The following is a 14,551-nucleotide window of genomic DNA, read 5'->3' as shown; positions in this document are numbered from 1 at the left end:
GACTGACCGCCGCCCGCAACCCGCCTGATCATCAGGAGCCGTTCCTGACGAGGTCGTACCGGCGTAACGCCTCGAGCCGCTCCTCGGCGTGATCCACGATCCGTTCCGGGTACCCGTGATCGTGGCCGTCGGGCCACCGCCAGGGCTCGTGCGCGGCCGCCCCGGGTAGATGCCGCAACTCCGGGACCCACCGACGGATGTAGTCACCGTCCGGGTCGAAGCGCTGCCCCTGGGTGACCGGGTTGAAGACGCGGAAGAACGGGGAGGCGTCCGTCCCCGTGCCGGCCACCCACTGCCATCCGTGGTTGTTGGAGGCGAGGTCGCCGTCGAGCAGGTGGTCGAGGAAGTGCCGGGCGCCGACCGGCCACCACACGTGCAGGTCCTTGATCAGGAAACTCGCGGTGACCATCCGGACGCGGTTGTGCATCCACCCCTGCGCGAGGAGCTGACGCATGCCCGCGTCGACGAACGGGAAGCCCGTCCGGCCCCGTCGCCAGACCTCGACGAGGTCGTCCACCTCGGGACCCCGGTCGTACGGCATCCCGGCGAGGGCGTCACGCAGGTCTCGCCAGGCGGACCGGGGCTGGTGCCACAGGACGTCGGCGTAGAACTCCCGCCACGCGAGTTCGGTGACGAAGCGGCGGGCCCCCTCGCCGTCGGCGGCGGGGTGCGCCGCGAGGTCGGTGAGGATCGTGCGCGGGTGGATCTCGCCGTACTTCAGCGGCGCGGACAGGCGGCTCGTGGTGTCCAGATCGGGGCGATCGCGCTGCTGTCCGTAGTGCTCGAGGTCATCCTCGAGAAAGGCTCGCCACCGGGCGAGGGCCGCGGCCTCCCCCGCGTCTCCGGCCGCACCGCGAACCACGCCACCCGCCGTGCCGCGTCCCCAGCCGTCACCGTCGACTCCGGGGAGCCCCCCGGAGGGCACCGCCGCCCAGGGGACGTCCCGGGGCCGCTGTCCGGGCGCGGGCCACCCGTGTTCGCGCCACGCGCGTGAGAACGGGGTGAACACCTGGTACGGACGGCCGCTGCCGTTGAGAACGCGGCCGGGCCCGACGGCGTAGGGCGACCCCGTCTCGACCAGCCGGCGGCCGTCGGCCTCGAGCGCGGCCCCCACCCGTGCGTCCCGGCGCCGTCCGTAGGGCGTGGACTCACGGCTGACGTGCACCTCGCGGGCACCGGTGAGCGCGGCCAGCCCGGGGATGACGTGGGCTGGATCGCCGGTTCGCACGACCAGCGCTCCCCCGGTGTCAGCCGACAGCGCCGCGACCGACGCCGCCAGTCTGTCGGCTCGCGCGCCGGCCCGGGACAGCAGGCCGGGGTCGCGGACGAAGACGGGCAGCACCTCATCCCCCGCCTCCACTGCCGCGAGCAGCGCCGGATGGTCGGACAGTCGCAGGTCGCGGCGGAACCACAGAATCGAGATCCCCACGGGGCCTCCTCGTCGGCGCTCGCGGCGGATCGACCGGGATCCGTCGCCGTGATCATCGAGTCTGGCAGAAGTGCGGCCCTCGCCGGGCAGCCAGACGCTCGGCCGCGGGAACGCGCACGGGAGCCGCTCCGGTGAGTCCGGCGACCCTAGTGCGCGTGGGCCGGGAAGTGGGGCACCACGTACTCGGCCAGCTCGGCGATCACCTCGCCGACCGGGCGACGGCAGGCCCCCAGACCCAGTTGCACGTGGTTGACCCCGATCCCCCTCAGGTCCTCGAGGTGGTCGACCAGCCTGCGCCGGCCGATCCGGAAGCCGAAGGTGATCGGGGAGGCTGACTCGTCCGGGTCCTGCGAGAGGTCGATCTGCAGCGACTGCGCGAAGGGTTTGAACACCTCCCCGTCGACCCTGTCGGCGTCGTCGTTCACGTCGCCGACTCCGCCGGCCGCGGCGGCGGCCACCGCGTCCCTCCACTGTGCGGCGGTGCGCCGCTGGGCGTCGAAGTCGCGCGGGTAGGTCATCCACCCGTCCCCGTGCGCGGCGAGGTAGGCCACGCTCTGTTGACACGACCCGATCATGATGACCGGAACCGACGCGGCGGTGGGCTTGGGCACCACGTCCGCGCTGTGCATCCATCCGCCGGACCACCGGATCCCGCGCATCTCGGTGGTCAGGGCGTGCGTCATCACGCGGAGGTTCTCGCGGAACCGCTCACCGCGCTCGCCCTGCTCGAGGCCGAACGCGCGGAACTCCTCGGGCCTGTCGCCGGACGCCAATCCCAGCAGGAACCGTCCGCCCGACAGCCGGTCGACGCTGGCCGCGGACTTGGCCACGTGCAGTGGGTGCCGCACCGGCAGGACGATGCCCGCGGTGCCCAGCGCGATCCGCGAGGTGTGGGCGGCGATGTGGGTGAGGTAGATCCACGGGTCGTAGACCTGACCGACGTCGCCGAAGGACGGCACGCGCAGCGGGATGTCACGGACGTAGAGGGCGGCGAAACCGCCGGCTTCGGCGGCCCGGGCGAGGCGCACCTGGGCCGCCGGGTCGTGGACGTCGTCGCTGTCGGTCCGGCTCCGCATCGGGAACCCGAGGCCGAGCGTGAGTCGGCCGGGCGCGAAGGTGCGCCGGAACCCCGGCAGGGCGCGGGGGTCACCGTCGGAACGGGTGCACGGCGAGGAGGTCATGGCTTCCACCTTGGCACGGGCGGCACGGCGGGCCGAACGCCCATGGTCACCCGGTGCCGCCACGCCGGGCGCCACCGCCTGCCGGCCCGGCCGCGGAGCCCTCCTCGACCGAACTCGTCTCCCTCTTCCGGATCGCGATGGTGGTGTGGGCCGCGCCTCGCGCCTGCGTGGGTACGGCGACGACGACGAGGCCGGCTCTCGTCGCGAACGGTGCAGCTCGCTCCGGGGACGGGCGGGCCGAGACCTACCTGTGCCGTAGGCGGGCGCCGGCCGGGCGGGCAGCGTGGCCGCGGGGAGCAGCAACTCTGGGCCACGGGCCATGAGCACGCCGGCGAGCAGCGCGCCGAGTCCGCCCGCCGCCAAGTCCCCGACGGTGTCCTCGTAGGTCACGTAGATCTCGTCTGCGAGGTAGGCGTAGCCGAACCACTCCACCATCTCCCACATCGCGCCCAGCGCGAGCCCGAACGCCGTGGTGAGCACGACCGCGCCGGTGACGGTGAACCCGCGGGCACCCGGCGCCCGCACGATCCCGCGGTGTGCGCAGAACACGTACGCCACCACCGACAGGGCGGCGGCCAGGAAGAAGTGGATCGGGATGTCCCACCACCAGACGGTTCGGTAGAGGTCCACGACGTTGCTCCACGCCGCCACGAGCAGCGTGGCCGACACGGCGACGTCCGCCCACGCGCGCATGCCGAGGAACCGGGGCAGCATGTGTCCGGGTAGGGCGAAGGCCACGATGGCGGCGTCCGTCACCCCGTGGAACAGCAGGGCCGAGACCACGCTGAGGACGCCGAGCAGGCGCAGGGCGTCCGCCACCGTCTGGAATGCGCTCCCGGCGGGGCGCAGGAAGTTGTCGATCACGTCCGCCGGGCTCCTCCCTGTCCTCGCGTCTCGTCTCGCGGCCCACTGTGCTCCTCATCGCCCGGACCGGCCGGGTGCACCACAACGTGCACCGGCAGATGGTCCGAGGGCCACCCGCCCTCGTGGCGGAGCGGGTTGATCGCGGCGTCGGTGACCGAGAGATCGGGAGTGGCGAGGATCCAGTCGATCCGGGCGCCGTCCCGTCGCGGCCGCCGGTAGTCGGCGTAGGTGCCCCACTGCTCGCTGTGCCGGGCGCGGGCGACCCGCCAACTGTCCACCAGTACCCCGTCCGAGAGGAGTGTGCGCACGGCCGGGCTCGACGGGCCCGCGTTGAAGTCGCCCGTCACGACGGCCGGCAGGCCCCGTGCGGCCACCACCTCCAGGAGGGCACGGGCGGAGCGCAGCCGGGACCGGCCGGACAGCGGGTCGAGGTGTGTGTTGACCACCAGCAGGTCGCGACCGGTGACCCGGTCGCGAAGGTGCACCTCGACCATCACCCGGGGGAACAGGTTGCCCCAGGACACCGACCCGGCACGGTGAGGCGTGTCCGACAGGGCGGACTGTTCCCAGCCCAGCAGCTCGAGACGGGTCGCGTCGAAGAAGATCGGACACGCCTCTCCCCCGCCGCCCGCCGAGCGGCCACGACCGACGTGGTCGTAGCCCGGGCCGAGGGCCTCGAGCACGGTGGCGAATTGTCGGGCGGCCACCTCCTGCGCGCACAGAACGGTCGGCCGCTCGGATGTGAGAAGCGCCCGCACGCGCGGCGCCCGGTGATGCCACCGGTCCGCCGGCCGGGTGAGCGCAGCGGGCACCGGCCGCCGGATGTTCCACGTCATGACGTGGAGGCCGGGCGCGGGCACCGGGCCGACCAGCGGCGGATCCCCCACCGACGGCTCGGTGGCGGGGTCCGACCCGGCCTCGCGCTGCGCCATCTCCCCACCCCACACCGTTCTCGCCTCCGCATCGCTCCTGCCGGGCGACCTCCACCCTATTCGGCGCGCGGCCCGCTGCGGACCGGTCGCAACCGTGACACGATCCTCCCGTGGATCAACACACGCCGGTCGGACAGCAGTGCGTGGGGTGTCTGCCGGCCGCGCGGGTGTTCTTCTCCGCGGTCGTCCGCCGCGCCGGGGTCGGGCCCGAGCACACCATGTACGTCCCGAGCCGTCTCGACAACGACTTCCAGCCGGCGCGGACGGTCACCGGACAGGACGTGTGACCGTGCCCGCACCGCCGCCTCTACCGGTCCGGGACGGCGTCAGCCCCACCCGCCTGCGAGTCCCCGCCGACGGCTCGTGGGCGGGCATCGCCGAGTACATCGAGGCGAGGTTCGACCACCTCGACCCACGCGAGCTGCGGCGCCGGATCTCCGCCGGCGAGATCGTCGGCGCCGACGGCCGGGCGATCGACCACGACACACCGCTGGGCACGCACGAGTTCGTCTGGTACCACCGTGACCTGCCCGACGAGCCCACCCTGCCCTACCGGGAGGAGATCCTGCACCGCGACGACCACCTCGTCGTCGTCGACAAACCGCACTTCCTCCCCACCACCCCCTCCGGCCACTTCCTCCGCGAGACCGCACTGGTCCGGCTACGCACCCGCCTGGGCAACGCCGACATCACGCCGATCCACCGACTCGACCGCGAGACCGCCGGGGTGGTCATGTTCTCCGCCCGCGCCGACACCCGCGGCGCCTACCAGTCCATGTTCGAGCGGAGAGAGGTCACCAAGGTCTACGAGGCCGTCTCCGCGCGCCCGCCCGGGTGGGACCCGGCCGCGCCGTTTCTCGCCGGCCGCCCGGCACCCGTGACCCACCGCGAGCACATCCGGTCGCGGCGCGGCGAGCTGCGCGTCACCCTCCACCCCGGGCTACCGCCCAATTCCGAGACCCTCGTCGACGTGCTCCGGACCGGACACAGCGCCTCAGGGCGGCTCGTCGTCCAGACTCTCCTCCGGCCCCGCACGGGGCGGCTCCACCAACTGCGCGTGCACCTCGCCGCGCTGGGGATCGGCATCCTCGGCGACCGGCGCTACCCCGACCTGCTGCCCGAGGCCCCCGACGACCCCGACCTGCCGCTGCAACTCCTCGCCCGCGAGCTCGGGTTCACCGACCCAGTCACCGGCGAGCCCCGACGGTTCGCCACGCGCCGGACCCTCACACACGCCCCCGTCAGCGGCGCCGCTGGAACGTCAGGTGCGTGACGCCGCTGGGCGACGGCGTGGGCGCCGACCACGGGCCGGTCGGCGAGCCCGCCCGCGAGGCCCCGGGGCGGGAAACAGGGACCGCGCGTTCTCACCCGTCGACGTCACCCAGATGGTGTTCGACGTCGTGCACGATGTACTGGCACAGAGAGGCGACGGTGAAGACGTAGCCGTCGCCGCGTCGACCGGTCCTGTCCCGGTCCGCGGGGCCGACGCGGTCGAGAACCTTCAGCGTCCGAGCGGTGGTGGCGTCGAGTCGGCGGGCGAGATCGTCCGGGTCGCTGCGCCAGTACCCGTGCTCGACGACCGCCGCCTCGCCGTCGAAATCGTCGTAGGTCGGCTCGGCTCGGTCGAGCATCGCCGCTATGCGGTCCCCCAGGACTTCGATGAGGTCACGGCAGTGGCCCGCGTACTCCCGCGGCGACCACACCCGCGGCGACGGTCGCCGCTCGACCCCGGTCCGCCGGAGGACGGCGAGCCACCGGTCGCGGGCGGAAGCCAGTCGGTCGCTCGTGAAAGCCGGGTCGTGAGGCCGGTATCCACAGTCGTCACAGCCGGACTCGAGAACGGTCGTCCAGTCTTTCGTGTCCGGCAGCGATGGTTCGGGAGGGGTGTCCATGCCTCCACCGTCTCACCCTGGCAGCGGGCCCGCGGCCTGATCGGCCCGGTCGGCGACGTCAGCCGTTCTCCGGGAGCCAGTCGACGAACCGGTCGGCGGAGGCCTCGGCGAGCCACATCTGCCAGAGCGGGCCGAAGGACACCCGGCGCACACCGAGTTTCTTCAGGGCCGCCAGGTCGCCGGCGCCGTGTCCCTTCACCGGATGGGCGGTCGCGTTGAGGGGGATCGTCACCGCCTGCACGAGACGCGTCAGCTGATCGGCGGTCGTCACGCCCACCGGGTACACCGATCGCGCTCCGGCATCTTCCATGAGCGCGATACGGGCCTCGGCTTCCGCCACCGGGTCCGGGAAGACGTCCGTTCCCAGCTTGACGGCATCGGTGCGTCCGTTGATGACGAAGGGAACCCCGGCGTCATCAGCCGCGCGGCGAGCGGCGGCGATGTAGTCAGCGTGCTCCTGACGGTCCCGGACGCGTTTGCCCTCGCGGTGCACGACGTCCTCGATGTTCGCGCCGACGGCCCCGGCCTCGAGCAGGCGGGTGATCAACTCGGCAGGGTCGAGACCGTAGCCCGACTCGACGTCCGCGCTGACGGGAACGGACACCGCGTCCGTGATCCGCTTGACCACGCGCAGGTACTCGGAGAAGTCCATCTTCTCCCCGTCCGCGCTGCCGATCGCGTCGGCGACGGGGTGGCTGCCCACCGTCAGTCCCTTGAAGCCGGCATCGGCGGCGACCCGGGCGCTCCAGGTGTCCCACACGGTCGGCAGGACCGTCAGTTCACCCGATTCGTGGAGCTCGGCCAGCGTGGTTGCTCGTGCACGTACGTCGGGCATCTCGATCCTCCTCTGGAACGGGAACTTTCACCTCCCGACCCTACGCCGGTGGCCGAGCGCGCGGACCACCGTAGAGTGATCCGTATCACACGTCGCCGCGCGCACTCCGGAGGTCACCATGAACCACGTCTACAGCGTCACCGAGATCGTCGGCTCCTCGCCGGACGGAACGGACCAGGCCATCGCCAACGCGGTCGCGGAGGCGTCGAAGACCTTGCGGAACCTCGAGTGGTTCGAGGTCCAGTCCGTCCGCGGCAAGCTCGACGGCGGGGCGGTCGCCCACTGGCAGGTGACCATCAAGGTGGGGTTCCGGCACGAGTCCTGACCAGACGCGTCCGGCCACCTCCGGGTTCCCGCGGATCCATTTGTCCACAGGGCGTTCCGGCGGCTACACAGAACGCGCCGCGGGGCTGTCGCCGGCGCTCGGGAGCGCCGAGACTCGGGGCATGAGATTCGAGGACCTCCCCGACAACTGGAACACGCTCCCGCTCGACGACGCCCCGCTCGCCGCCGGCGTGATCGACCTCGTCATCGGTCACCACGACCGCGGCCGGAACACGATGCTCATCCTCCCGTGCGACGAACACGACGTCGGCCTTGCCGCCCCCATCCTCATCAGCGACGTGGACTGGCTGTGCACATCGCACGAGCGCCGCGACGCGATGGCCGTCCTGCCAGCCATCGCGTCGCCCGGATTCGTCGTCGGACTGTCCGCCAGGCACCGCCTCCCCGACGAAGTGGTGCGGGGCTGGCTGCGAACGATAGAGGACGAGCTGGATGCCACGGGGCAGGCGCTCCTGGCGCTGGGGGTGGCGGACGTGGACACCGTGGAGATCGTCGGCGGCCGCGCCGCGCGCAACGGCAGCCGCGCGTGAGTGGGCGGCACGCGGCCCGGTGAACCGCCTCTGACCACCGCTAGCGGATGACAGGAACCCGGCGTCCCGCCGCTACCATCGACCCTCGTGCCCGACAACTCGCAGTCCCCGGGAACGGGCAGCATCGTCGACTACTCGGCGCTTCCCGGGCCCGGGGGCCGCCGGTCGAAGCTGCCCGCCGTCGACTCACCGCGGTGGACCCTCAAAGTGGCGTTGTCCCAGCGTCCGTGGAGCTTCATCGCCTCCGGCGGCATGGCCGTGGGATTTCTCTGCAACGGGCTCACCCCCGTCGTCGTGGGCCGTGCAGTCGACGACGCGATCGCCACCGGCCGTCTGAACCGGCTCTGGTTATGGATCGGCGTGCTCGCCTGCGTGTTCCTGGTGGCGATGGTCGCCAACTGGACCGCACGCTTCATGTTGGTCCGCAGTCAGCAACTCGTCAGCCACGACCTGCGCACCGCGGTCACCGACCGCATCCAGGACCCGCGCGGGTTCGCGGGCCGGGAACGCACCGCGGGCGGCCTGCTGTCCATCGCCTCGTCGGACACCACGCGCGTCGGGGACATCGTCATGATGACCGTGATGCCCGTCGCCGAGGCGGCGGCCATCACATACGGCGCGGCGATGATGTTCACGATCAACCCGTGGCTGAGCCTGGCCACCCTGGTCGGCGGCCCGGTGTTGGTCATCGTGGCGCTTCGGGTGGCGCGGCCGCTGCAGCGCCGGTCGGTGGCGCGTCAGCAGGCGATCGCCCAGGCCGCGGCCACCGCGACCGACGTGGTGCAGGGGCTGCGGATCCTCAAGGGCCTGGGCGCCATCGTCACCGTCCGGAGGCGCTACGACGAGGTGTCGGACGACGCCTACCGCAAGACCGTTCACGCCGACGCCGCCGAGGCACGGCTCAACGGCGCCACCGAGGCGACCGGAGCCGTCTTCGTGTCCACGCTCGGGATCGCGGCGGGCGCGTTGGCGCTCGCCGGGCACGTCACTATCGGCGAGCTGATCACGGTGGTCGGCCTCACCCAGTTCCTCGTGGTCCCCATGACCATGTTCGGCCGCAACATCGCCTCCCGCTGGGCGTCGGCGGAGGCGTCCGGCCGACGGATACGCGAGGTGCTCGGCGCGGATTTCGAGCGTATCTCGGAGGCCGACGCCGCCACCACGGAGCGGTTCATCCGCGCCCTTCCGTCAGGCCTGACGGTCGTCGACGGCACCGACGCCGAGCTGATCCGCCTCCTCGAGTCACTGCCCCGCACGCGGGTGGCGGTCGTGCCCCACGCCGCCGACCTGTTCGACGGCAGCGTGGCGGACAACGTCCACCCCGATCGCGCGGCGGCGGAACACGCCCTGCGGGTCGCCTGCTGCGACGACATCCCCGACGGCCCCGACAAGCGGGTCGGTGAGAGCGGGCGGATGCTCTCGGGCGGTCAGCGGCAGCGCGTCGCCCTCGCGCGTGCCGTCGCGCTCGCCCCGGAGGTACTCGTACTGCAGGACCCCACCACCGCTGTGGACTCGGTGACCGAACAGAACCTCGCGGACAACATCGCCCTTGAGCGGATCGGGAAGACCACGATCGTCTTCAGCCCGGCCCCGGCGTGGAACGCCGTCGCGGACGCGCGGCTGACCGCACGGCGACTGCGCGAGACCGCGGAGGGTCTGCTCGTGGGGGCCGAGGGATGACGACGACGAGTTCGACACCACCCCTGAAGACCGACACCGCCCTGAGGTTTCCGGTCGCCTCCGCGGGCCAGGTCCGTCGCGAGGTGGCCCGGCAGCTCTCCCGGGTCCGCCACGCCGGGCGGTGGCTGGCGCTGGCGTTGATCCTGCTGAGCCTCGGGGCGACCGCGGGTGTGCTCATCCCCCAGCTGATGGGTCGGATCGTGGACCTGGTCACCGGTGAACGCGGGGGGTCGCTGTGGCAGATCGGCGGACTGCTGTTGGCGGCGGCGGTCGGCGGCGCGGCGCTCAGCGCATCCGGCTTCTACCTGGTGGCCCGGCTGTCCGAGCGGGTGATCGCCAACCTGCGGCAGGACATGGTCGGCACCGCGCTCGGACTGCCCACCCACCGGGTGGAGGACGCGGGCTCCGGCGACCTCGTCAGCCGGTCCACCGATGACGTGGCCGAACTGTCCTCGGCGGTCACCGAGACCGTCCCGACGCTGTCCACCTCGGCCCTGACGGTCGTGGCGACAGTGATCGCGCTGTTCGCCCTGGACTGGCAGTTCCTCGTCGTCCCCCTCGTCGTCGCGCCCGTCTACTACCTCGCCGCGCGTCGATACCTCGCCAAGGCCCCGGACCGCTACGCCGCGGAGCGCGCGGCAATGGCCGAGCGGGCGCGACGGGTCCTCGAGGCCATCCGTGGCCGGGCGACCGTACGCGCCTTCTCGCTCGAAGACCGGATGCACACCCGGATCGGCAACGCCTCCTGGGACGTGGTGCGCAAGGGCATCCGAGCGCGCACGACGATGCTCGTACTCAACGTCTGGATGCTGGTGGGCGAGTTCCTCATGCTCGCGATCGCTCTCACGGTGGGCTACCACCTCGTCGCCACCGGCTCCCTCACCGTGGGCGCGGTGACCGGGGCGGTGCTCATGATCATCCGCCTGCGGGGTCCGCTCATGACCTTCATGCGCATCCTGGACGTGGTCCAGTCGGGCTACGCGTCGCTGTCCCGGATCGTCGGCGTGGTGGTGGACCCGCCCGTGCCGGTGCCCGACAGCGGTGTCGAGCCGCCGCAGGGCCGGGTCGAGCTGCGCGATGTGAGCTTCAGCTACGGCGACTCGTGGGCGGTGCGCGACATCAGCTTCTCCATCGAACCGGGTCGGACCGTCGCGATCGTCGGTGCGTCGGGCGCCGGCAAGACGACGGTTGCCGCTCTACTGACGGGCCTCCTGGTCCCGGATGCCGGCGAGGTGCTCGTCGACGGCCACCCGGTGTCGTCGCTGTCCGACCGCGAGCGCATCGCCCGTCTGGCCACCGTCAGCCAGGAGGTCCATGTGTTCTCGGGGACCTTGCGCCAGGACCTCACCCTGGCCAGACCGGAGGCCACTGACGACGAGCTGCTCGACGCGCTGCGCCGGGTCAACGCCACCGCGTGGTTCGAGCGGCTGCCGGAGGGGCTCGACACGGTCGTCGGGGCGCGCGGGCTCCAACTGGATCCGGTCGCCGCGCAGCAGCTGGCCCTGGCCCGCGTCCTCCTGCTCGATCCGGCCGTCATCGTCATGGACGAGGCCACGGCCGAGGCCGGCTCGGCGGGCGCGGAGGCGCTGGAGCGTGCGGCCGACGAGGTCACCCGCGACAGGTCCGCCCTGGTGATCGCCCACCGGCTCGATCAGGCCTCTCGGGCGGACACCATCCTCGTGATGGACTCCGGACGGATCGTCGAGCGCGGCACCCACGACGACCTCGTCGCCCACGGCGGGATCTACCACCGACTATGGACCGCCTGGTCCGCCGGCCGGCGGGCGACCGCCGTGGACAGCGCCCCGGACCCGGCCTAGAACGGGCCCGACCGGGGTGGGCGACGTCGGGAAACCCGGCGAGCGAGCGCCAGTTGGACCACACTGCAGGGGAGGCCGCCTCGATTCCCGGGCCGTACGCACGGAACGGGGCGTCCATCGTCCCGCCGGGGGCTCCGACACCGTCGGTCCGACCCGGGGGATGATGGTGGGCGGCCAGATGGCGCAGTTCCACAAGAACACGATCAGCCCGAAACGAGAAGAGTCGACATCCATGACCCAAGGTCCCCAGAAGATCATCTACACCCTCACCGATGAGGCACCGCGGCTCGCGACCGAGGCGTTCCTCCCGGTCCTCCGCACCTTCGCAGCGCCCGCCGGTATCGGCGTCGAGACCAGTGACATCTCGGTGGCCGCCCGCATCCTCGCCGCGTTCCCCGAGCGGCTCACCGAGGAGCAGCGCGTCCCCGACAACCTGGCCGAGCTGGGTCGGCTGACCCAGGAGCCCGACACCAACATCATCAAGCTGCCCAACATCAGCGCCTCGGTGCCGCAGCTCACCGCTGCGATCGCCGAGCTCCGGGAGAAGGGGTACGACCTCCCCGATTACCCGTACGACCCCAAGACGCCCGAGGAGAAGGAGATCGCCGAGCGATACGGCTCCTGCCTCGGCAGCGCGGTGAACCCCGTGCTGCGCCAGGGCAACTCCGACCGGCGCGCGCCGAAGGCGGTCAAGGAGTACGCGCGGGCGAACCCGCACTCCATGGGCAAGTGGTCGATGGCGTCGCAGACCCACGTCGCGCACATGACCCACGGCGACTTCTACGCCGGCGAGAAGTCCATCATCCTGGACCGCGCCTGCGACGCCCGCATGGAGATCGTGACCCCGGACGGCGAGACCCATGTCCTCAAGACCGTGCCGCTCGAGGCCGGCGAGGTCGTCGACTCGATGTTCATGAGCAAGAAGGCGCTCCTGGACTTCTACGAGGAGCAGCTCGACGACGCCAAGGAGACGGGCGTCATGTTCTCGCTCCACGTCAAGGCCACCATGATGAAGGTCAGCCACCCGATCGTGTTCGGTCACGCCGTCCGCGTGTTCTACAAGGACGCGTTCGCCAAGCACGGCGAGCTCTTCGACGAGCTGGGCGTCAACGTGAACAACGGGATGGGCGATCTCTACGACAAGCTCGAGTCCCTGCCGACCTCCAAGAAGGAGGAGGTCATCGAGGACATCCACCGCTGCCACGAGTCGCGCCCGGAGCTGGCGATGGTCGACTCGGCCCGCGGCATCACCAACTTCCACTCCCCCTCCGACGTCATCGTCGACGCCTCCATGCCCGCGATGATCCGTATCGGCGGCAAGATGTACGGTGCCGACGGCCGTAAGAAGGACACCAAGGCCGTCATCCCGGAGTCCACGTTCGCGCGGATCTACCAGGAGATCATCAACTTCTGCAAGACCAACGGGGCGTTCGACCCGCGGACCATGGGCACCGTGCCCAACGTCGGCCTGATGGCGCAGAAGGCCGAGGAGTACGGCAGCCACGACAAGACCTTCGAGGTCCAGCACGGCGGTGTGGCCAACATCGTCGACGCCGCCACCGGCGAGGTCCTGCTCTCCCAGAACGTGGAGGCGGGCGACATCTGGCGCATGTGCACCGTCAAGGACGCGCCGATCCGCGACTGGGTCCGGCTCGCCGTGGACCGCGCCCGCGCCTCGGGCATGCCGGCCGTCTTCTGGCTCGATCCGTACCGGCCGCACGAGAACAACCTCATCACCCTGGTGAAGAAGTACCTCGCCGAGCACGACACCGAGGGCCTGGACATCCAGATCATGTCCCAGGTGCGCGCCATGCGGTACACCCTCGAGCGCGCCTGGCGTGGCCTGGACACCATCTCGGTCACCGGCAACATCCTGCGTGACTACCTCACCGACCTGTTCCCCATCCTCGAGCTGGGAACCAGCGCCAAGATGCTGTCGATCGTGCCGCTGATGGCCGGCGGCGGCCTGTACGAGACCGGCGCGGGCGGCTCCGCGCCCAAGCACGTGCAGCAGCTCGTCGAGGAGAACCACCTGCGCTGGGATTCGCTCGGCGAGTTCCTCGCGCTCGGCGCCAGCCTCGAGGACGTCGGACGCAAGTACGACAACCCCAAGGCCGCGATCCTGGCCCGGACGCTGGACACCGCTACCGGCAAACTGCTGGAGAACCGGAAGTCCCCGTCGCGGGAGACCGGTGAGCTCGACAACCGGGGCAGCCAGTTCTGGCTCTCGCTGTACTGGGCCCAGGAGCTGGCCGCGCAGTCCGACGACCCAGACCTGGCGGCCCACTTCGCGCCGCTGGCGGGCAAGCTCGACGCTGAGAAGGACACCATCCTCGGCGAGCTCCTCGAGGTGCAGGGCAAGCCGGTCGACCTGGGCGGTTACTACCAGCCCGCGATCGACAAGCTGAAGGAGGCGATGCGTCCGAGCGAGACGTTCAACGCCGCCCTCGCGAGCATCTCTGGCTGACTTCCACGCCGCAGCCGCACCGCACCCCGGGCCCGCCCCGGGGTGCGGTGCGCCATTTCCCGGGAGAATCGAGAGACCGACGTTTCCGACGCGACCGACTACCCGGCCCCACGACACGTGTGGCCACTCCTGCTCGCCGCGGTGGAGGACCTCCATGACCGGGGGTTCGCCGGCATCCGCGCCCTGCCGTACTTCGGTCCCGTCGGCTACTGGCGACTAGAGGTCACCACCGCCGACAACCTCCCGAACGGGGTGGATCTCCCACCCAGGGACGACGACGCGGTGTTCCGGGCCACTGAGGGCGCCTTCCCCCACGTCGGGGACCTCACCGTCTCGATCCGCACGAGCGCGCGGGACGTGGCGGACGAGATCCTGCGCGGCCTCGGCTCCCCGAGCCAGGTGCGGTACTTCAACGATGCCGACTACTGCCGCTGGTTCGCCGCGATGAGGCACCGTGCCGAGGAGATCGGCGCTCCCCCGTCTGCCTTCGAGGACTTCCACTCCGGCTGGCGCTGCGGCACGGAGGAGATCGACCCGCCGCCGGGGTGGGCGGGCGCCACGTAGGAGTGACGTCAA

Annotated in this window: 13 protein-coding genes; 8 read left to right on the top strand and 5 right to left on the bottom strand. The window is 71.5% G+C overall.

From position 1 onward, the window contains the following. Positions 1–31: 31 nt before the first annotated feature. The 3 genes from DCI01S_RS01355 to DCI01S_RS01340 all read right to left on the bottom strand — a co-directional run bounded on the left by DCI01S_RS01355 (position 32) and on the right by DCI01S_RS01340 (position 4,406). Complete coding sequence (locus DCI01S_RS01355; RefSeq protein WP_198150714.1) at positions 32–1,423, bottom strand: cryptochrome/photolyase family protein; 1,392 nt, start codon at positions 1,421–1,423, stop codon at positions 32–34. 152 nt (positions 1,424–1,575) lie between these two features. After that, positions 1,576–3,474 (bottom strand): LLM class oxidoreductase, encoded by a 1,899-nt coding sequence (locus DCI01S_RS18115; protein ID WP_311200969.1) that lies wholly within the window; start codon positions 3,472–3,474, stop codon positions 1,576–1,578. Next, entirely contained in the window at positions 3,471–4,406 is a 936-nt protein-coding gene (locus tag DCI01S_RS01340; RefSeq protein WP_061227619.1) for an endonuclease/exonuclease/phosphatase family protein, read from the bottom strand. Before DCI01S_RS01340 ends, DCI01S_RS18115 begins: the two co-directional genes overlap by 4 nt. Before the next feature lie 110 nt (positions 4,407–4,516). On the opposite strand from DCI01S_RS01340, the gene DCI01S_RS17095 reads away from it, so the two are divergent. Continuing rightward, entirely contained in the window at positions 4,517–4,693 is a 177-nt protein-coding gene (locus DCI01S_RS17095; RefSeq protein ID WP_156482525.1) for an HAD family hydrolase, read from the top strand. Then, positions 4,690–5,679 carry a pseudouridine synthase gene (locus DCI01S_RS01335; protein WP_061227618.1) on the top strand — a complete coding sequence of 330 codons (990 nt, stop codon included), beginning with the start codon at positions 4,690–4,692 and terminating at the stop codon, positions 5,677–5,679. The genes DCI01S_RS17095 and DCI01S_RS01335 overlap by 4 nt, the downstream gene beginning before the upstream one ends. A 91-nt stretch (positions 5,680–5,770) precedes the next feature. Here DCI01S_RS01335 and DCI01S_RS01330 read toward each other — a convergent pair whose 3' ends face one another. Together DCI01S_RS01330 and DCI01S_RS01325 are read right to left on the bottom strand one after the other, a co-directional pair. After that, entirely contained in the window at positions 5,771–6,298 is a 528-nt protein-coding gene (locus DCI01S_RS01330) for a DinB family protein (RefSeq protein ID WP_061227617.1), read from the bottom strand. 58 nt (positions 6,299–6,356) lie between these two features. Then, positions 6,357–7,133: an isocitrate lyase/PEP mutase family protein gene (locus DCI01S_RS01325; protein WP_061227616.1), complete on the bottom strand. Its 777-nt coding sequence runs from the start codon at positions 7,131–7,133 to the stop codon at positions 6,357–6,359. Between the two features lie 118 nt (positions 7,134–7,251). Between DCI01S_RS01325 and DCI01S_RS01320 the strand changes: the two genes are divergently transcribed. The 6 genes from DCI01S_RS01320 to DCI01S_RS01295 all read left to right on the top strand — a co-directional run bounded on the left by DCI01S_RS01320 (position 7,252) and on the right by DCI01S_RS01295 (position 14,539). Continuing rightward, complete coding sequence (locus DCI01S_RS01320; RefSeq protein WP_007629964.1) at positions 7,252–7,458, top strand: dodecin; 207 nt, start codon at positions 7,252–7,254, stop codon at positions 7,456–7,458. A gap of 121 nt (positions 7,459–7,579) precedes the next feature. Continuing rightward, positions 7,580–8,008 (top strand): hypothetical protein, encoded by a 429-nt coding sequence (locus DCI01S_RS01315; RefSeq protein ID WP_061227615.1) that lies wholly within the window; start codon positions 7,580–7,582, stop codon positions 8,006–8,008. 87 nt (positions 8,009–8,095) lie between these two features. Beyond that, positions 8,096–9,688 carry an ABC transporter transmembrane domain-containing protein gene (locus tag DCI01S_RS01310; protein WP_156482524.1) on the top strand — a complete coding sequence of 531 codons (1,593 nt, stop codon included), beginning with the start codon at positions 8,096–8,098 and terminating at the stop codon, positions 9,686–9,688. Continuing rightward, positions 9,685–11,508 carry an ABC transporter ATP-binding protein gene (locus DCI01S_RS01305; protein WP_061227614.1) on the top strand — a complete coding sequence of 608 codons (1,824 nt, stop codon included), beginning with the start codon at positions 9,685–9,687 and terminating at the stop codon, positions 11,506–11,508. The genes DCI01S_RS01310 and DCI01S_RS01305 overlap by 4 nt, the downstream gene beginning before the upstream one ends. Before the next feature lie 232 nt (positions 11,509–11,740). After that, positions 11,741–13,975 (top strand): NADP-dependent isocitrate dehydrogenase, encoded by a 2,235-nt coding sequence (locus DCI01S_RS01300; protein WP_007631378.1) that lies wholly within the window; start codon positions 11,741–11,743, stop codon positions 13,973–13,975. Positions 13,976–14,092: 117 nt separating this feature from the next. Beyond that, positions 14,093–14,539 (top strand): hypothetical protein, encoded by a 447-nt coding sequence (locus tag DCI01S_RS01295; RefSeq protein WP_007631376.1) that lies wholly within the window; start codon positions 14,093–14,095, stop codon positions 14,537–14,539. Positions 14,540–14,551: the final 12 nt, after the last annotated feature.

It is taken from the genome of Dietzia cinnamea NBRC 102147 (assembly GCF_001571065.1).
GTDB classification, from domain to species: domain Bacteria; phylum Actinomycetota; class Actinomycetes; order Mycobacteriales; family Mycobacteriaceae; genus Dietzia; species Dietzia cinnamea.
Note: the sequence above shows the minus strand (reverse complement) of the source record. Positions and strands in the feature narration are given on the sequence as shown.